The organism is Erwinia sp. S38, from assembly GCF_016624545.1.
Classification (GTDB): domain Bacteria; phylum Pseudomonadota; class Gammaproteobacteria; order Enterobacterales; family Enterobacteriaceae; genus Erwinia; species Erwinia coffeiphila.
This window is the reverse complement of sequence record NZ_JACVTS010000018.1, coordinates 50,008-68,998: the sequence shown is the minus strand read 5'-3', so window position 1 is coordinate 68,998 and position 18,991 is coordinate 50,008. Positions and strand designations below refer to the sequence as shown.

Annotated in this window: 17 protein-coding genes; 9 read left to right on the top strand and 8 right to left on the bottom strand. The window is 52.7% G+C overall.

Translation table 11 applies throughout. From position 1 onward, the window contains the following. Positions 1 to 10 precede the first annotated feature (10 nt). Complete coding sequence (gene pntB / locus IBT46_RS19070) at positions 11 to 1,399, top strand: Re/Si-specific NAD(P)(+) transhydrogenase subunit beta (RefSeq protein ID WP_200546936.1); 1,389 nt, start codon at positions 11 to 13, stop codon at positions 1,397 to 1,399. Positions 1,400 to 1,567: 168 nt separating this feature from the next. On the opposite strand, the gene IBT46_RS19065 is transcribed toward pntB, so the two are convergent. From IBT46_RS19065 to IBT46_RS19045, 5 genes are all read right to left on the bottom strand, one after another. Beyond that, entirely contained in the window at positions 1,568 to 1,834 is a 267-nt protein-coding gene (locus IBT46_RS19065; RefSeq protein WP_200546935.1) for a DUF2534 family protein, read from the bottom strand. A gap of 20 nt (positions 1,835 to 1,854) precedes the next feature. After that, positions 1,855 to 3,876 (bottom strand): TonB-dependent copper receptor, encoded by a 2,022-nt coding sequence (locus IBT46_RS19060; protein ID WP_370569499.1) that lies wholly within the window; start codon positions 3,874 to 3,876, stop codon positions 1,855 to 1,857. 192 nt (positions 3,877 to 4,068) lie between these two features. Then, on the bottom strand, positions 4,069 to 4,575 hold the full coding sequence (locus tag IBT46_RS19055) for a DUF2946 family protein (RefSeq protein WP_200546934.1): 507 nt from the start codon (positions 4,573 to 4,575) through the stop codon (positions 4,069 to 4,071). Positions 4,576 to 4,927: 352 nt separating this feature from the next. After that, complete coding sequence (gene uspE, locus IBT46_RS19050; RefSeq protein WP_200546933.1) at positions 4,928 to 5,878, bottom strand: universal stress protein UspE; 951 nt, start codon at positions 5,876 to 5,878, stop codon at positions 4,928 to 4,930. A gap of 116 nt (positions 5,879 to 5,994) precedes the next feature. Continuing rightward, positions 5,995 to 6,750, bottom strand: a complete 756-nt coding sequence (locus IBT46_RS19045; protein WP_105594649.1) for an FNR family transcription factor — start codon at positions 6,748 to 6,750, stop codon at positions 5,995 to 5,997. Between the two features lie 400 nt (positions 6,751 to 7,150). On the opposite strand from IBT46_RS19045, the gene smrA reads away from it, so the two are divergent. Then, positions 7,151 to 7,723: a DNA endonuclease SmrA gene (smrA, locus tag IBT46_RS19040; protein ID WP_105594648.1), complete on the top strand. Its 573-nt coding sequence runs from the start codon at positions 7,151 to 7,153 to the stop codon at positions 7,721 to 7,723. Positions 7,724 to 7,727: 4 nt separating this feature from the next. Here the strand turns inward: smrA and IBT46_RS19035 are convergent, their stop codons facing one another. Beyond that, entirely contained in the window at positions 7,728 to 8,651 is a 924-nt protein-coding gene (locus IBT46_RS19035; RefSeq protein WP_200546932.1) for a LysR substrate-binding domain-containing protein, read from the bottom strand. A 319-nt stretch (positions 8,652 to 8,970) separates the two neighbouring features. On the opposite strand from IBT46_RS19035, the gene IBT46_RS19030 reads away from it, so the two are divergent. From IBT46_RS19030 to IBT46_RS19010, 5 genes are all read left to right on the top strand, one after another. Then, positions 8,971 to 10,290 (top strand): aromatic acid/H+ symport family MFS transporter, encoded by a 1,320-nt coding sequence (locus IBT46_RS19030; protein WP_200546931.1) that lies wholly within the window; start codon positions 8,971 to 8,973, stop codon positions 10,288 to 10,290. A 373-nt stretch (positions 10,291 to 10,663) separates the two neighbouring features. After that, positions 10,664 to 11,260 carry a TetR/AcrR family transcriptional regulator gene (locus IBT46_RS19025; RefSeq protein ID WP_200546930.1) on the top strand — a complete coding sequence of 199 codons (597 nt, stop codon included), beginning with the start codon at positions 10,664 to 10,666 and terminating at the stop codon, positions 11,258 to 11,260. A gap of 23 nt (positions 11,261 to 11,283) precedes the next feature. Next, positions 11,284 to 12,393 (top strand): histidinol-phosphate transaminase, encoded by a 1,110-nt coding sequence (gene hisC / locus IBT46_RS19020; RefSeq protein WP_200546929.1) that lies wholly within the window; start codon positions 11,284 to 11,286, stop codon positions 12,391 to 12,393. 2 nt (positions 12,394 to 12,395) lie between these two features. Continuing rightward, positions 12,396 to 13,655: a nitrate/nitrite transporter gene (locus tag IBT46_RS19015; protein ID WP_200546928.1), complete on the top strand. Its 1,260-nt coding sequence runs from the start codon at positions 12,396 to 12,398 to the stop codon at positions 13,653 to 13,655. 26 nt (positions 13,656 to 13,681) lie between these two features. Then, complete coding sequence (locus IBT46_RS19010) at positions 13,682 to 14,668, top strand: NAD(P)-dependent oxidoreductase (protein ID WP_200546927.1); 987 nt, start codon at positions 13,682 to 13,684, stop codon at positions 14,666 to 14,668. 72 nt (positions 14,669 to 14,740) lie between these two features. On the opposite strand, the gene IBT46_RS19005 is transcribed toward IBT46_RS19010, so the two are convergent. Together IBT46_RS19005 and IBT46_RS19000 are read right to left on the bottom strand one after the other, a co-directional pair. Continuing rightward, positions 14,741 to 15,175 carry a DoxX family protein gene (locus IBT46_RS19005; protein ID WP_105594642.1) on the bottom strand — a complete coding sequence of 145 codons (435 nt, stop codon included), beginning with the start codon at positions 15,173 to 15,175 and terminating at the stop codon, positions 14,741 to 14,743. 156 nt (positions 15,176 to 15,331) lie between these two features. After that, positions 15,332 to 16,201, bottom strand: a complete 870-nt coding sequence (locus IBT46_RS19000) for a LysR family transcriptional regulator (protein ID WP_200546926.1) — start codon at positions 16,199 to 16,201, stop codon at positions 15,332 to 15,334. 129 nt (positions 16,202 to 16,330) lie between these two features. Here IBT46_RS19000 and IBT46_RS18995 point away from each other — a divergent pair, with 129 nt between their 5' ends. Both IBT46_RS18995 and IBT46_RS18990 read left to right on the top strand, forming a co-directional pair. Further along, positions 16,331 to 17,500, top strand: a complete 1,170-nt coding sequence (locus IBT46_RS18995) for a methionine aminotransferase (RefSeq protein WP_105594640.1) — start codon at positions 16,331 to 16,333, stop codon at positions 17,498 to 17,500. Positions 17,501 to 17,522: 22 nt separating this feature from the next. Continuing rightward, the gene (locus IBT46_RS18990) at positions 17,523 to 18,302 is read left to right on the top strand and encodes a transporter substrate-binding domain-containing protein (RefSeq protein WP_200546925.1); all 780 of its coding nucleotides are present in this window, start codon (positions 17,523 to 17,525) and stop codon (positions 18,300 to 18,302) included. The last annotated feature ends 689 nt before the right edge of the window (positions 18,303 to 18,991 follow it).

The following is an 18,991-nucleotide window of genomic DNA, read 5'->3' as shown; positions in this document are numbered from 1 at the left end:
GGGTTTGTCCATGTCTGGCGGATTAGTGACTGCAGCATATATTGTTGCTGCGATCCTGTTTATTTGCAGCCTTGCCGGGCTGTCTAAACATGAAACCTCGAAACAGGGGAATATCTTCGGCATCAGCGGTATGGCGCTGGCGCTGGTAGCGACTATCTTCGGTCCGGATTCCGGCAATATTGCCTGGGTGCTGCTGGCGATGGTCATTGGTGGGGCAATCGGTATCCGTCTGGCGAAGAAGGTTGAGATGACCGAAATGCCGGAGCTGGTGGCGGTGCTGCACAGTTTCGTTGGCCTGGCGGCGGTACTGGTTGGCTTTAACAGCTATCTGGACCACGCGCCTGGTCTGCTGCCGGTGATGGAGAACATCCATCTGACCGAAATCTTTATCGGCATCTTTATCGGTGCGGTAACCTTTACCGGTTCGATTGTGGCGTTTGGTAAGCTGCGCGGGAAAATCTCCTCGCGTCCGCTGATGCTGCCGCATCGCCACAAGCTGAACCTGCTGGCGCTGGTGGTTTCCTTCCTGCTGCTGATCCTGTTTGTGCGTTCAGAAAGCGTGGGTGCTCAAGGCTTCGCGCTGTTGGTGATGACGCTGATCGCCCTGGCGTTCGGCTGGCATCTGGTGGCATCTATCGGCGGTGCCGATATGCCGGTAGTGGTGTCGATGCTGAACTCCTACTCGGGCTGGGCGGCAGCGGCAGCGGGCTTTATGCTCAGCAACGACCTGCTGATCGTGACCGGTGCGCTGGTGGGTTCAAGCGGTGCAATCCTCTCCTACATTATGTGTAAGGCGATGAACCGTTCGTTTATCAGCGTGATCGCCGGTGGCTTCGGTACTGACAGCAGCTCTACCGGTGAAAGCGAAGAGATGGGCGAGTACCGCGAGATCGACGCAGCGGGCACCGCAGAACTGCTGAAAGGCTCTAACTCGGTGATCATCACCCCGGGTTACGGTATGGCGGTTGCGCAGGCTCAGTATCCGGTGGCTGAAATTGCCGAGAAACTGCGTGCGCGCGGCATCTCCGTGCGTTTCGGTATTCACCCGGTTGCCGGTCGTCTGCCTGGCCACATGAACGTGCTGCTTGCCGAAGCGAAAGTTCCTTACGATATCGTGCTGGAAATGGACGAAATCAATGATGACTTCGCTTCTACCGATACCGTGCTGGTTATCGGCGCTAACGATACCGTGAACCCGGCCGCGCAGGAAGATCCGCGCAGCCCGATCGCCGGCATGCCGGTGCTGGAAGTGTGGAAAGCGCAAAACGTGGTGGTATTCAAACGCTCAATGAATACCGGTTACGCAGGCGTGCAGAACCCGCTGTTCTTTAAAGAGAACACCCAGATGCTGTTCGGTGATGCGAAAGCGACCGTAGATGCCATTCTGAAAGCGCTGTAAGCCACTCAGGCTTTGGGCGACATGACCTGAAGCCTGAGAAGAGCGGAAAGTAACAGGGGCGACCTTTAACCGGTCGCCCCTTTTTTATTGTCCGTTTTAAATCCGCACCTCGGGAGAGAGGAGCGGATTCCCGCAATGAGTCAAAGCAGGTGATCAGTACGGCATGAGCTATTGTTTCTGCTCGGGGTCCTGGGTACCGATAAAGAAGTACCAGAGCGGGATGGAAAACAGCAGGGTGAAGACGCTGCTGTAAATCGTGATCATAAAGAATTCAGAAATATACAGCTCTACCGGCCAGGTAGAGAACGGCATGTTGTATTCCTGAATGGCCCCGCCGATGATCGCTCGGGTCATGATAATGGCAACGACAATGAAAACGCAGGCCTGGGCGGTCAGAAAATTCCTTCTCTTTTTGCCCGGTGGTAAAAACGCCATAAAAAACTCCTGTATGCTGTTCAGAACTTCACGTTAACTTTTGCCCACCAGGTACGACCTGGTTCGTTAACCGGGGTATTAGACGAGTAACCAAAGCTGCTGTTACCCGCCAGATTCAGATGTTCGCTATACGCCTGATTGAAAATATTATCAACGCCAGCGCTCAGCTTAAGCTGCGGATTAAACTGCCAGGCCGCATTGGCGGAAAAGATGCTGAAACCGGGACTACGGCTAAAATCTTTGCCGACCACATTTCCCTGATTCAGCGCGATGCGATCCTGATGGCTGACCATCCGCAGCAGGGCGCTGGTGCTGAACGGTCCATTTTCCCAACCCAGCCCGAGCCGGGCATCCAGCGGCGGCATCTGCGGCAGAGCCGTGTTATCACTGCGATTCTTGCCCCACGCCCACGCCAGGCTGGCATCCGTTGACCAGTGTTCGGTCAGCTGGTAACGGTAACCGGCTTCGGCACCCATAATGGTGGCGTCAACGTTGCTTGCCCGGCTGATGCTGCTGTCGGCCGCATCGTAATTAAACAGAATAAAATCGTTCACCCGGCCAAGGTAGGCGGAAAGCCAGCCATCAAGGTGTTCACCGGAATACATGGCGCCGAAGTCCAGCTGGGTGGTTTTCTCCGGTTTTACCGTATCAAACGCCGCTGAAAGGCCATCTGCGCCGGTGGTGGGCGAAAATAACTCCCAGTAATCCGGGAAGCGCTCGGTATAACCGACGCCAGCATACAGCATCAGCGGCACGTCGTTGAGCGTATGCTCCAAACGCATAAATCCGGCCGGCAGCGTATCGCTACGTTCGCCTTCACCACGGGCCCTGAAATTATCCACCCACGTGCGATCCAGGCGTGCACCACCCACGATTTTGTCCTGTTCGCTCGCCGACCAGCTCAGCTCACTGAACATGCCGACGTCGTGGAAGCGGGCATCTTTACTCCAGTCATCGCCGCTGCGCCGACGGTGGGTACTGGTCTGCATATCCAGACCGCTTTCGAGTTTAACATCGCCCAGCATCAGCGTGGCCATCGCCCGCCCACCAACGGTACGGCGGTCGAGCCTGCCCGTCATGCCGCTGCTCATATCCATACCGCCCATCGCCATGCCATCCATGCTGCCCATTCCGGCAGTCGGTGAGCGCAGGGTGATATTATCCATAATATGGTCGGCATAGTTGTAATAAATTTGTGCCTCAACTTTATCCAGCACTTCACCGATGTTCGATTTCTCGAAGCGCAGGCCGAGGCTTTCACGCTTAAACTGTGAACCGTCCATACTGCGACCGGCGTAGCGGGCCTCGCCGTTGCCGCGTCCGGCGCTCAACTCCAGCAACGTATCGGCATCAGGCGTCCAGCCCAGCGCGATATCGGCATTCCATTTATCCCAACGAGAAGCAACGCGATCGCCGTTACCGTCTTTGTAGTCATCCGAACGCGATTTGTTACCCAGCAGGCGCAGATAGCCCTGTTCACTGCCGAGGCTGAGATCCGCATTCTGATCGTAGCGATGGTTTGATGCGGCCAGCAGGCTGGCATCGCCTTTGATCCCTGGCTCTTTGAACTGCGGCGGCTGGCGCTCAAAGCGGATGGTTCCGGCGGAGTTTCCCGGCCCCCAGAGTACGGTTTGCGGCCCCTTGGTGATACTGAGTAAATCGAAGCTTTCCGGTGAGATATAGGACGTTGGTGCATCCATTCGCGCCGGGCAGGCCCCCGGCATTTCTCCGCCGTCGGTGAGGATACGCAGGCGTGAGCCAAACATCCCGCGAAATACCGGATCGCCGTTGGTGCCGCCGTTGCGTACCTGAGCAAAACCGGGAATGGTTTTCAGATAGTCGGAACCGTCGCTGGCGGGAACCGGCTGGCGTGGCGTTTTGGGGGATGTCACCACGTTCAGCGGATTAGACAACGGTGCCGTTACGGTAATCACTGCATCCTCGTTCATGATGGGATGATGAGGATCGGAGGCCGCCTGGCTTTGGCATGCGATGGAAATAGCCGCACTCAGCAGTGAGCTGCGCAGGGGAAATGTATTCATTTATTATTCCTGTTTTAACCATCAACGCTAACGTCTGATAACTATTTCATTCCCGTCATCCAGTGCTTTTATTACACAGTGGAATATTCAGGTTGATAATAATCAAGGCGTGCGAGGTCCTGTGAAAATCACATTATTATTTTTGGCCAAACGATATATTTGCCGCAGGCAAATTATCGAGTTGAATAACATTCAGGAATTAAAAACAGGCGGAGCGCGCGGCTGGCAGGGGCCGGGATAAACGGTAAGGTGATATGTAGGCAGCGGACGTATCGGTGGTGACTGGCTCACCAGCAGCATGAGTAGAAGCACCGGGACAAATAGCCACATCAGCATCGGCACGTGGACCAACAGCTGGCAATAGCCGCAGGCAAATTCATCCATCATGCCCATGCCCATGCCCATGCCCATGCCCATATTCATACTCATGGCATGGGGCTGAAGGGGATTCATGGGGTGTTGCGTTGCGTTGTTTAAGTCTTTTACGCTGCTGTGGCTGCTGTGGCTGCTGTGGCTGCTGTGGCTGCTCGATATATCGTCAGCAGTCATACTTTGCATATTCATATCATCGTGCATCGCGGACATATCGTGCATTGCTTCAGCCATACCGCCTGAAGACTGGCGATGCATCAGCGATTGCGAGATGTCCGGCGCGATAAATAGCAGCAGAATCGCCAGTATGGCGATAAGTGCAGGCATTCGGCGCTGTGACAGACGATATAAAACCAAAAGGGCAATCTCTGGCAAAGTAAAATGACCGGCAGAGTGTAACGGCTTTTATTTATAATGTTAAAGGATAATTCTTATGACGAAGCTATTTTTTAACGTTATTGCGACAGAGGGTGAATTATCGCCGACTTATTCTTGGTGAATTTAAACAAATATTTAACATTAAGGCTGATATTTAGTCTTGCAGCATTCTCAACATACGAAATATATTCTGGCAGAGAGCACCGGACTTTCATGGGATCGATAAAACGGTTAACACGATATCATTTTCAAGTGGCCAGGCGCAGCCGCGCATATCTCAGCGACTGCGCCTGTAGTCAGATTAATCGTCTTCGTCGTCGTCCAGTTCCACCGGTGAAGTAAAACCGTCAGGTTTGATGGCTAACAGGTCACAGCGCAGGTGGTCGATGACCTGCTCTGCGGTGTTGCCAAGGAAGGCAGCGGAAAGACCGGTGCGGCCAATAGTGCCCAGGACCACGACCCCCACAGAAAGATGGTCGGCCAGTTCCGGGATGACTTCTTCCGGTAAACCCTTTTCCACATGGGTAAATTTCTCGTCAATGCTGAATGACTGACGTAGCGCCTTCATTGCCACCAGATGCTGCCCACGAATTGCATCGTTATAGACGCTTGGGTCAAAATCGGGCAGTTCAATGGCGATATTGATTGGCGTTACCGGATAGGCACCGACCAGGTGTACTTCGGTATGGTTTACCCGTTCGGCCAGGTCCAGCGTTTCCCGCACCAGCTTGGTGTTCAACGGATCGTGATGCGGCTCTTCGCTGGCGAGGTTGACGGCGACCAGCGCTTTCGCGCCCTCTGGCCAGGCCTGGTCTTTCACCATCCAGACCGGGCAAGGGCATTTACGCAGCAGGTGCCAGTCGGTTGGGGTAAACACCACCGCCTGCAGGCGATCGTGCTGATGGGTCATTTTGATCACCAGATCGTGCTGGTTGTTCAGTACTTCCTGAATAATCGCTTCGAAGGGGCGGTTGTGCCATACCACTTTAATATCGATTTGCACACCGGCGGCCAGATAGGCCTGCGCCTGCTGGCGAATCCACTCAGTGCGCTGGCTGATCACGCCTTTACGCATCGTTAAGCGTTCGTCAGGCGACAGCAGAGTGGTCATCTCGTAGGAGAAATCATAGATCGGAAGAAAACAGGTAATCTTACCGCCAAGGCGCTGATTCAGATACACCGCGCGCCGCAGGGCAGGCTGGTCGTCCTGCTGCGGATCGATAGCCACAAGGATGTTTTGATAGTTAGCCATAATGGGTTCTCCATACACCGAGCGTGTAAGTTAAAGATAGCCCAATCAGACAAAAGGAAAAAGGGGAAAAGATATTGCCGGATCAATAAAATAACAAATATTGACCCGGCAAATCGTCAGGCGATTGCCCTGCTTTGGCCGGCAAGCTGGGAGAGGATTTCATGATTTTCAATAGTGATATATTTGCCTTTCACCGCCAGCATTCCATTTTTCTGAAAGCGGCCAAGCAAACGGCTAATAGTTTCTACCGTCAATCCCAGGTAGTTACCGATATCGCCCCGCGTCATGGTCAGACGGAACTCGCGCTGAGAAAAGCCGCGCTGGCCGAAACGACGAGAAAGACCGTAGATAAACGCGGCAAGGCGTTCTTCGGCATTTTTCTTCGACAGTAACAGGATCATCTCCTGGTCACCTTTGATCTCGCCGCTCATCAGCCGCATCATCTGCTGGCGCAGGCTCGGCATTTTACCGGACAGGTCGTCTAAGGTCTCGAAGGGGATTTCACACACCATCGCGGTTTCCAGCGCCTGCGCAAAGCTGGGATGCTGACTGCCGCTGATCGCGTCAAAGCCAACCAGATCGCCCGCCAGGTGGAAACCGGTAATCTGTTCGTCACCCTGTTCGGTGATGGTATAGCTTTTAATGGTGCCGGAGCGGATGGCATATAACGACTTGAGTTCGTCGCCGGCTTTGAACAGCGTCTGGCCTTTTTGAATTGGCTTCTTGCGCTCAATAATATTATCAAGCTGGTCAAGTTCGTGTTCGTTTAGCGTGAAGGGGATGCAGAGTTGACTGATGCTGCAATCCTGGCAGTGAATAGCACAACCACCTGATTGTATGCGTCGACTGATAATTCTCTTTTCTGGAATCATAATGTACGCTCTATGATTATTGACTGATATCAATTTTACCGTTTTGACTTACAAAATGAAACTCATCAGAGCAGTTTTAGCCACATAAAGACTAAGGACGTCATTATTAAAAGCTATCCTGGTGAAATATATGATAAAAAACAATCCATTAACAAACTTAAATCTGCTTATTTAGCGATTTTTCATTGATCTGTGCCATTATAATCATGCGCTGTAGAGTATTGTTCTGCTCTTTGCCATCATAATTTACACTTAACCGTGGAATTATTTCGCCCATCAAAAAGCGATGCTGGCGCAATTTTCGCCTTCCCGCTTTCTATCTTGCTAAACTTCCCGTTAGGCGTTAAAACGTCATGCGCTGAATTGTCGCGCCGCAGGTGCCAGCAAAAAGGAGTGAGTAATGACCTTTAACCCTGATGAAAGCGATATCTTCCGCCACGCGATGGAAGATGTCACACCGCTGAAAGACTGCAGCACGATTATGTGGCAGAAATCGCCATCCGCTAAACCCCCAAGAGATCGGCAGTGGGAAGAACAGTTGGATAATCCGTTGACCACCGGATTGCTGGAAGTTGTGCCGGGCACGCAGCCGCTGGAGTTTATTGCTGACGGTATACAGCCTGGGGTACTCGATAAACTTCGACAGGGCAAATATCCACCGCAGCTCAATCTTAATCTCATCAAGCAATCGGCAGAAAACAGTCGCCAGATGCTGTACCTGTTTATGCGCCAGGCACTGCGAGATGATATTCGCAATTTGCTGATAATCCACGGCAAAGCGCGGCACGATACGTCTCATGCCAACATTATTCGCAGCTACCTGATGCGCTGGTTACAGCAGTTTGATGAAGTGCAGGCCTTTTGCAGCGCTCAGCCTCACCATGGCGGTAGCGGTGCGTGTTACGTTGCGCTGCGTAAAAGCGAACGGGCGCGGCTGGAAAACCGAGAGCAAAACGCCCGCCGCGCTCGTTGACGTTCTAACCAGAGTGCGATTTTCGAATAGTCGCCAGCAATATCTCTGCGCTCAGGCTGAGCGGAACGCCGGAGCGGGTAAGAATACCGACCGGCTCTCCCGGTCCGTGTGATGCCACGGGCAGTGCGGCAAGGGAATTGTGCAACAGATCCTCCTTAATCGCGCCGGAAGGAACAAACCAGACATAGTTGTAGCGTAGCGCCAGTTGGCGAGCCAGTGACGTGGCCGAGGTTTCGACCAGCGTGGGCGGCAGGCTGCATCCCTGTTCTTTCAGCATGGCTTCCGCCAGCCTGCGCGGGGCAGTACCCTCCGGTGAGATCACCACTGGCCAGGACATTGCGCGGGAAAGCGTGACGTTGTCACTCATCAGCGGATGATCGGGACGAACCACCAGCCGCAGTGATTCCAGGAACAGCAGTTCATAAGTCAGTCCGGTCATCAGTTCGGCGTCGGCCATGCGGCCGATGCCCACATCAAATTCCCCGGCTTTCAGCCCGGCTATCAGTACGTTATTGTGCAGCGTTGCCACCTGTACAATGGTTTGTGGCCGCTGCTGATGGAAGCGATCGAGAATAGAAGGCAGCATCCCGAGCGCTACGGTGGTTAACACGCAAACCCGCAGCACTTCCGGCTCCTGCGGTAACGGCGTATTAAAGGATTGTCCGGCATGATTGAGCGCATCAAGCACTTTAACCGCGTGAGTGAGAAACTGTTCGCCCATCATGGTCAGCTGTGCGCCAAGCCGACCCCGTTCGAACAGTCTGGCTCCGGCCAGCTCTTCCAGTTCATTTAGCGTTTTTGACAGCGCGGGCTGGCTTAGCGACAGGGTTTCCGCAGCGCGGCCGAGGGTGCCCTGCTGCGCAACGGCAACAAAGGTATGCAGGTGGCGCAGTCGAATGCGCTGATTAAATTGATAATTTTTATTCATAGCTCAGATTAGTAATCTGGCGGTATTACTGGCAAGCTTGCGTTGCGGTTTTTGTTAACCTTATTGCAAAATTTAATTAACATTTGCTCCGTATAGCCCGGTAACTATTACTTTTCAGGGCGTTAAATCAACCATCCTTAATGTGTGCTTATGCTTCACTGAGGTTAAAAGTACATGCAATTAATCAGGAGAACTTCATAACAATCCGTTATGATAACGGGCTATTTTTCCGCTTGATCGCGCAGCAGGGCCCTGAGGCCGCAGAAACCCGCTTAGCAGGCTGGAGCGGGGTGACGATCGGCAAGCCAGGGAGTACGCAGTGAACAGTACCGCGGCCATCGATATTCATGCATTAATCAACCGTAATGCATTAAGCCGTTACCAGAAGTGCATCATTGCACTGAGTTTTGCCGTTGTCACCATGGACGGAATGGATATTGCGCTGATGGGCTTTATCGCTCCGGCGTTGAAAACGGCGTGGGGTGTCAGCAATCATCAGTTGGGTGCGGTTATCAGCGCCGCTCTGATTGGCCTGGCGCTGGGCGCGATGTTTGCCGGGCCGCTGGCCGATCGGTTTGGCAGACGGGTGCTGATTATCAGCAGCGTGTTTTTCTTCGGCCTGTGGACGCTGGCAACCGCATTTTCACAGAACCTCGACCAGCTCATGCTGTTCCGCTTTCTCACCGGTTTGGGGCTTGGGGCTGCGATGCCTAATGTCGGTACGCTGGTGGCGGAATATTCCCCCGAGCGCAAACGCGCGTTCCTGATCACCGTGGTGTTTTGCGGCTTTACCTTTGGAGCCGCCAGCGGCGGTTTTGCCGCCTCATGGCTGATCCCTCACTACGGCTGGCATTCGGTACTCATTCTGGGCGGCGTTTTGCCGCTGATGATTGTGCCGTTCTTACTCCGCTGGCTGCCTGAATCCGTGCGTTTTATGATGACGCGCAATGCTCCAGCCTGGAAAATTCGCCGGATTGTCGAAAAGATGCACCCCGGAATGACGACCGATCGTTGCCGTTTTGCCCTGAGCGAAATCGCCACAACCGGAGGCGCCGTGCGTCTGGTGCTGTCCCGACAGTATCTGTTTGGCAGCGTAATGCTGTGGGGCAGCTATTTTATGGGGCTGTTCCTGGTCTATCTGATCGGCAGCTGGCTGCCGTCGCTGGTCAAAGACATTGGTATGACGGTCACCCAGGCCGCGCTGGTCACGGCGATGTATCAGGCGGGGGGGACGATTGGTTCACTATTTGCCGGCTGGGTAATGGATCGCTTTAACGCCAATCTGGCACTGGCGGCAATCTATTTCACCGGTGCGATTGCTACCGTGTGTATCGGCTATGCGCCGGCAGACGTTCTGGTGCTAAGCTGTATCGCTTTTTGTAGCGGCTTTTGCCTTAACGGCGCGAATACCGGAATGAATGCACTGTCCGCCAGCTACTATCCAACGCGAGCGCGCGCTACCGGTTCCAGCTGGATGCACGGAGTGGGGCGAGTCGGGGCGATCATCAGTGCTTTTGCCGGTGCGCAGATGTTATCGATGGGCTGGAATATTACCGATGTCTTTTCCTTCCTGGCCATCCCCGCAGTCCTGACTACGCTGATGCTGGTGGCAAAATCGCGTTATGGTTACCGGCCATAGCGGGGCAAAACAACTGCCTCGCGGCCGCAGGCAGACAAAATCAGGGGGAGCATCGCCCCCGGTTTTGTCTGTAAAGATCGACAGTTCTCTCACTCCCCACCTTCTGTCCCTTCATTTTTTACCTGCCTGATAAAAAAATATCTGACGCTTTATTTTGGTGCCTGTGCACCAAATTGGTTCGATGCCGCATTAACTCGTTCTATTTACGTCGTTTTATTTCTTATTATTAATGCCAAAATTAAACATCGCTCCCCACCATGGTGCGATCGTCTCTATACCTTTTTTATTACGAAAAAAGAGATTGAACGAGTGTTCAACGCTGTGTAAGTTAATAATCAATCGCAGGGTTTAAATAAATCAACAGGCACATCAGATGACGGTAATACAACGACAATCGGAACTTATTTCCGCCGCTTTAACCTGCCTGAAAAAGGAAGGGTACAAAGGATTATCGGTAAGAAAAATAGCTGATGAGGCGAAGGTTTCCGTCGGGTTGATTAATCATCATTTTGGCAGTCTGGAAAAATTAATATCCGCAGCCTATGAATCAATGGCGGGTGGTATTCTGATTTGCCTAAAAGAAACCTGTGAAGGTGAAATTACCGATCCCGCTAAAAGAATTGAGATATTTATTCGGGAGAGTTTTAATTCATCAATTCTTGACCCCGATTTGCTCAATGCGTGGATAGTGTTTTGGGGAATGACGAGATACAGCCCGGAAATTGATAAATCTCACTCATTAACCTACACCAGCTATCTTGAGTTTCTTTCACAGCTACTTGGCGACCTGTGGCGGCAGGACAACAGTACGGAATGTAATATCCGACTGGCCAGTATTTCATTTTCATCAATGCTCGACGGTTTATGGGTGGAAAGCTGCCTTAACTCACACGCATTTAAACCAGAAGATGCCGTATCAATCTGTCAGGCATGGATCAAAGGGTTCCGTGCCGGAATGTTTGCATCATAATTAGAAATTTTTCAGGGGATAATATGATTAAGGAAGTGAGAAAAGAAGTGTACAACTGCGTGCCGTATGCCGCAGGGAAAAGTATGGAGGATGTGATGGAAGAGTATGGTTTATCCAGCGCCATTAAACTGGGGTCCAATGAAAACCCTTACGCACCTTTTCATCTTTCCACGAAACGAATGATGGATGAAGTGCTGAAAATTAACAGCTATCCGGAAAAAAACTTTATCCGCCTGAAATCTATTCTGGCAGAAAGAAACAATCTGGCTGCGGAAAATATTGGTTTAGGTCACGGAGCCGGAGGCGTACTCGATACGCTGGCTAAAACCTTTATCAGCCACGGCGATGAAGTGATTGTTCCGAAAGAAACTTACGGCCTGTATAACGAAATATCGAAAGGGATGGGGGCTGAGGTAAAACAGATCCCACTGGACGGCGAATTCCGCCTGGATCTGCGGGCAATGGCCGCAGCGGTGAGTGAAAAAACAAAGCTGATTTGGGTCTGTAATCCAAACAATCCCACCGGCACCACCGTTAACAGCAATGAATTCTACGCCTTTATTGACGCACTGCCGAGCCACGTATGGGTGGTATTAGATGAAGCCTATATTGAATTTGCCAAACAGGAGCATCTGATTGATGTAACCCGCCTGATTAGTGAAGGTAAAAAAATTATCAAAGTCGGCACGCTGTCGAAATATTTTGGTCTGGCGGGCGGGCGAATTGGCTACTGCATTGCCCGGCCCGAGGTGATCACCGCCTACGACACCATTAGCGAGCCGTTTAACGCCAACCGTATCGGTCTGGCTGGCGCGGTCAGCGTGCTGACGGAAGATCTGGCGACCTGCATCAGCTATGGCAACCGGCTTATCGCCTCCCGCGAAAGCATGATTGCGGAACTGCGCGAGTCGGGCTGTGCGTGCAGCGAGTCTGACACCAACTTTGTCTTTTTCTCTACGGATTTTGCAGCGAGTGATATTGCCAATCGGCTGCTGCAGCAAGGCGTGATAGTGCGTCCGTGCGGCGGCTGGGGCTACCAGAACCATCTGCGGGTGACGATCGGAACGGAAGAACAAAATAAAGTCTTTATCGACAAATTTAAAAGCGTGTTGCAAACATTACAGGGTGCTTAATTATGCCAAAGTATAAGAAGTATATAACCCTCCTTCTGTTAGGTTTTTCCGGTGGTGCGATATTTGTCTTTCCCTATCTTAAATATATTTTTTATGATGACGTATTAACCTCACTGGGTATTGGCAATGCCGACTCCGGTTTACTGTTGACGGCATATTCTCTCGGCTGTGTGGCGCTGTATATTCCAGGGGGTATTCTGGCCGACAAACTGTCGCCGCGTATTTCCGTGGTGGCTTCCTTGTTCGCAGCCACCGCGTTAACGCTGATATTTGCTTTCTTCTTTAACTTTGCCTCGGCGCTGGTGGTCTGGTTCCTGATGGCCTTTGCTTCCGGCTTTGTTTTCTGGTCCGCCGTACTTAAGGCGGTAAGAATAATCAGCGAGGAGCAGGATCAGGGGTTAATGTATGGCATCTATTACAGCGCCAACGGTGCGGCAACGGCAATAATCAATTATCTGTGCCTGAAAGTGTTTGGCTATTCCGGCGGCGGCAGTCACGGACTGTTTATGGCCGTGCTGCTGATGGCCGGCTTCACCGGCGTGTCGGCCATTGCACTGATGTTCTTCCTGAAAGGATTTGAAAAGTCAGAAACGAAAGAAGAAGATAAATTTAAATTCGCCGACCTTTCACTGGTGGTAAAAAATCCCTCGGTGTGGATGGTGTCGATTATCTTCTTCTGTATCTATGCGGTTTATACCTGTAGCTCTTATTTTACGCCGTATCTGACCTGGCTGGGAATGTCGGCCGACAATTCCGCCGAGCTCAGTATTCTGCGAATTAATATGGCGATGATGATTGCCTCGCCAATTGGCGGCTACCTGGCGGATAAAGTTTTCAAGTCGACGCTGAAATGGATTATGTATGGTTCGATACTGCTTGCTATTTCGATTGTTGCCACGGTAATGGTCGGCGGTGATAATCTCCGGCTAACCAGTATCATTTCAATTATTCCGGGCTGGCTGGTCATGTCGATGTACGGCATTATGTTCTCGTCATTTAAAGAGATTAATGTCCCCGTCAAGGTATCGGGAACGGCTATCGGCTTTGCTTCAATTATCAGCTATTCACCGGATCTGTTTATGAATACCGTTTTTGGTACGGTGCTGGATAAATACCAGGGGGCGGATACCATGACGGCGTATAAAATAATCTTCCTGAGCCTCGCCTGTCTGGCAGTGCTGTCGGTTATTTTATCTCTGTGGGTACTGTCAAGAAATGCCGTAAAGAAAAACCAAATTTCAGAGCGTCTGGTTAATAATTAATAGCAGCAGTCTTAAGAGTCCCTTTTATGAAAATAGTGATTTGCGATCATAAAGAATCGCTCGACAGAGACGTTGCTGCTGAAATTAATCTGTTTAAGCAGCAGCTGGGTCAGAATACCGAAGTGATTATCCATGAATACAACGGCGATAATCAGGCATTAAACGAAGTTATCGCCGATGCAGATGGCATTATGACTTCCTATGTGACCTTTACCGATGACATGATTTCCGCCTGCCGCAGGCTGAAAGGCATTTCGATTAATGCGACCGGTTATAATTTTATCGACCTGCAGTCAGCCAGCCGCAATAACGTTCAGGTGGCGGTGATTGCTGAATACTGCACGCAGGAGGTCAGTGAACATGCCATGACGCTGGGCCTGGCCGTGGCGAGGAATATCAAGGCGTACGGGCGCAGCATCGAGCAGAAACAGAAATATGCCTTCAACTGCGTCAGCGGCATGTTCAGGCTGGAAGGGAGCACCTTCGGCATTATGGGGCTGGGGAAAATCGGCCAGGCCGTTGCCAGGAAAGCGCAGGGTTTCGGCATGAAGGTGATTGCCTTCTCCCCGTCCTGCCCGGCATCGGTGGCGGAGGGCCTGGGCATAACGCTGGTAGATAAAGATCGACTGCTAAAAGAGAGTCATTTCATCTGCTTAACCATGTCGCTTAACGCTGGCAATGTGAACATTCTGGACCGCGAGGCGTTTGCCAAAATGGAACAGCGGCCAGTTATTATCAATGTTTCGCGCGGTCAGATGATCGATGAAGAGGCGCTGGTTGAGGCCCTCGACAACAATTTGATATTTGGTGCCGGGCTAGATGTGCTGGTTGAAGAGAACGATGAGTACATTGCCAGATCGCCGCTGGTCGGGCGCGATAACGTCATCATCACGCCGCATGCGGCCTTTTACTCAGATTTCTCGATGCAGGAAAATCAGCGGATTGGCGTGTCGAACCTGGTAAATATCCTCACTGGCAATATTAACGACGTGGCGCGCATTGTTTCGTCCTGAGCACCGTTGAGAAGCGCGCGCAACAGGTCATCATGAATCAAAACCACCTCTAATTCAGAGGTGGTTTTTCCTTTATTGCAGGCGACTGTCCTGCACTATCGTAAAGCGCCCGGGTCCCAGCAGCATCACTGCCAGCGCCCCAAACAGATACAGCGCTTCGCCCTCCAGCGCCCAGGCACCGACCGAAGTGCGGTCCCAGAATGCGCCGGTTTTCACCAGCAGCGTGGCGACCACCAGGTTAATCACAATAATAAACGCCGCCGGGCGGGTCATCAGCCCGATAATCATCATCGCCGGGGCCAGAACCTCACCAATATAGGCTCCGTAGGCCACCAGCCCTGGAACGTTGTGAGCCTGCAACAGCCCGGCAATCCAGCCAACCCCGTGCTGCAGCTTAAATACGCCATGAAACAGCAGCAGTGCGCCCAGCGAAACGCGCAGCACCAGCCTGCCCAGATCGGGGTGATCGCTGAGCCGGGTAAAACCGTTATTAAGCGAGGAGAACATAAGTGAAGTCCTTAACGTTATGAAGAAATGCTCGGCGGCAAAAGGCGCGTGCCGCAGGCTGGCGATGGTGACATACGTCAGGATCGGCCTCCTATCAGCATAATCTGCAAATCAATTTTCACCAGCCGGGAGCGAAACGTCACTGAACTGCCTGACTCATTTTTCTGTACTGAGTGCCGTTTCATCATGGGAGGAAAGCCACGCCACCAGTTCATCCAGCAGCGGCGGGGCTTCCTCTGCCGGACGACGGATCAGACTGTAAACCGCGCCGGTTTTCACTCTGCCGCTGAATGGCGCAACCAGCCGCTGCATGGCCAGATCTTCCGCAATCAGCGTTACATCCGCCACCGTCACGCCGTAGCCCTGAATGGCCGCGCTGATTGCCAGATCCATGGTGGCGAAATGCTGATTGCGCTGCATGGCAATGGACATCTGCTGGGATTTCAGCCACAGCTGCCAGTCGCGGCTGTCGGCGGTGGGATGCAAAAAAGTCATGGCGGTCAGCGTAGCGGCATCTGCGGAACGTGAAGTCAGCAGGCCACCAGCCAGTACCGGCGTCAGCTCCTCCTCGAACAGACGCAGGCCACGCCCGCTGCTGCCGTAAAGGATCGCAGCATCATAGTGTTCCAGCAAAATGCTGTGATCGACCGTGGTGGTCAGCGAAACGTGCAGCTCGGGCCGCAGTTTCTCCAGCGCTACCAACTTCGGCAGCAGCCAGCGCATGGCGCAGGTCGGGGCCTTAAGCCGAATCACCGCCTGTTGCCTGCTGGCCTGCGCAGCGTCGAAAATCTGCTGATAGCCTGCCTGTAGCGACGGGAGCAGGGCGGAACCCTGCGGCGTCAGGCGCAGCCCGCGTGCGTGGCGATCGAACAGGCTGAAGCCCAGCCAGGCTTCCAGTGAAGCGATCTTACGGCTCACGGCCCCCTGAGTGATGCACAGTTCCCCTGCGGCACGGGTCAGATTGAGGTGGCGTGCGGTGACAATAAAAGCGTGAATGGCGTTCAGCGGCAGCGGACGCTGGGACATAGGTACACCCTGAGCTATGTTTAAAAGTCATAGCTATTATGACAACAATTCGCTTGTCGCCTCAAGCCGCGCCACGTTGAATAGCATAAGCAAATTCACCCGACGGTTTATCCTCTGACTGGAGCTTCCATGACTATCACCTCTTCGGTGCAGCAGCGCTCAAAATTACCCGACGTCGGCACCACCATTTTCACGGTGATCGGCCAGCTTTCCGCGCAGCATAAGGCGATTAACCTTTCGCAGGGCGCGCCAAACTTCCCCTGCGACCCGGCACTGGTGGCGGGCGTCAGCAGGGCAATGCAGCAGGGCCATAACCAGTATGCGCCGATGACCGGCGTCACGGCGCTGAAGCAAATTCTGGCGGAGAAAGTCGAAACGCTTTACGGCCAAAAATATGATGTTGCCAGCGAAGTGCTGATTACCGCCAGCGCCAGCGAAGGGCTGTACTCGGCGATTGCCGGGCTGGTGCATCCGGGCGATGAAGTGATCTTCTTCGAACCGGCTTTCGACAGCTATGCGCCTATCGTTCGCCTGCAGGGAGCCACCCCGATCGGTCTGAAGCTTCAGGTCCCGGATTTCGCCATTAACTGGGATGAAGTTAGCGCGGCGATCACCTCGCGCACCCGGATGATTATCATCAATACGCCGCACAACCCAAGTTCACAGGTGCTGAGCCGTGAGGATCTTGACCGCCTTGCCGCGCTGACCCGCAACACCGATATCGTGGTGCTGTCCGACGAAGTTTATGAGCATATTCTGTTTGATGGCCGCAAACATAACGGCATGGCGACGCATCCCGAACTGGCGCAGCGCAGCGTGATTGTCTCCTCCTTCGGTAAAACCTTCCACGTTACCGGCTGGCGAGTAGGTTATCTGCTGGCTCCGGCAGAGCTGATGGAAGAAGTGGTGAAAGTGCATCAGTTTATGATGTTCTCTGCCGATACGCCGATGCAGGTAGCGTTTGCCGACTATCTGCAACAGCCGGAAAACTATCTCGGGTTAGGGGCGTTTTATCAGCAAAAACGCGATTTGATGGCTTCGCTGCTGAAGGATTCGCCGTTTACTCTGCTGCCGTCCGCCGGATCGTTCTTTATGCTGGCCAGCTATGCGGATTTCAGTGACGAAACGGACAGTGAAATGGTACAACGTCTCATCGTTGATTACGGTGTGGCAACTATCCCACTGTCGGCGTTTTATACCGATGGAACCGACAATAAACTGATCCGTCTCTCTTTCGCAAAAGACGAAGCCACCTTGCAGGCTGGCGCACGCGCGCTCTGCCAGGTCAAGCCTCGCTAATCAAAATCATAAGGGGAAGTGAATGAAGAAATTGAATGCGCTGTTTGTGGCAATTGGCCTGCTGACATCCGTCTCCGCGCTGGCGCAGGAAACGCTGCGCTACGGTCTGGAATCTCAGTATCCGCCGTTTGAAAGCCGCAACGCGTCCGGTCAGCTTGAAGGGTTTGATATCGATCTGGGCAACGCGATTTGCCAGGCCGGTAACTTTAAGTGCAGCTGGGTGGAGAGCAGTTTTGATGCGCTGATCCCGGCATTGTCGGCGAAGAAGTTCGACGCCATCAACTCGGCGATGAATATTACCGAAGCGCGTGCAAAGAGCATCGGCTTCACCAAGCCTATCTACCGTATTCCAAGCATGCTGGTGGGTAAAACCGATGCAGGCCTGAAGGATGCGACCGCTGAAGCACTGAAGGGTAAGAGCATCGGCGTTCTGCAGGGTTCTATTCAGGAAACTTACGCCAAGCAGCACTGGGAGCCGAAGGGCGTGACCGTAACCTCCTATCAGGATCAGAACCAGGTTTATAACGATATGGTTGCCGGTCGTCTGGACGGTACGCTGGTGATGTCTGCGGCGGGCCAGTCTGGTTTCCTCGATAAGCCGCAGGGCAAAGGATTCGGTTTTATCGGCAAAGCGGTTGAGGACGATACGATTCTTGGCACCGGTATTGGTTTCGGTCTGCGTAAGGACGATACCAAGCTGAAGGGCGAGCTGGATGCGGCGATTACCAAGGTGCAGACCGACGGTACGATCACCAAGCTGGCTGCGAAGTATTTCCCGGGTATTGATGTTTCTGTGAAGTAAGCCCATAAAACCTCCGGCATGCCGCTTTGCGAGATGCCGGAGCGTGAGCATTTATCTGGCCGTTATCCTTCGGGATGGCGGTTTTTTTTGCGATGAAATTCAACCTCAGTTGCTTGTTGCGGTGATACTGACGATCGGCGAGCAGCCTATGAGCAATCTGCTCGCTGTTTTAAATTCCTGTCATGTAACTTTGTCTTTTCGAATCGGCTTTCTGCTAATCGTTGCGGTTACATTGGTGGTCGGTGCCCAGCCTCTGCTGCTGCTCCAGGGCGGTCCTCGCGCCGCGTTGCGGTGCCCTCGGTTACGCCATTGCGCCGGTCGGACCGGCCAGGATTGAACATCCCTGTTCAAACCCGGCCTGACGCCAACATCCCTGTTGCCGTCTCCTGGCTCAATGGCTCCACCTCAGCGCTGCAGATGCCCTTACGCAGCAGCAGAGGCCGTCCCCCTTTGGGCAATCTGCTCGCTATTTTAAACATCGTGATCGTTGGTATATTCCCAAGTCCTGGACATATCAATTCTGTAATTAACCGGTTTTTTCCCGCAAAACCTATCTGCAAGGCTTCAATATAAAGAGTGCTTTCTTTTCACCAGATGTCGATGCCTGAATTACTGAATTACTGAATTACTGAATTACTGAATTACTGAATTACTGAATTGCGATTTTTTTCATTTCCAGCCAACTGACA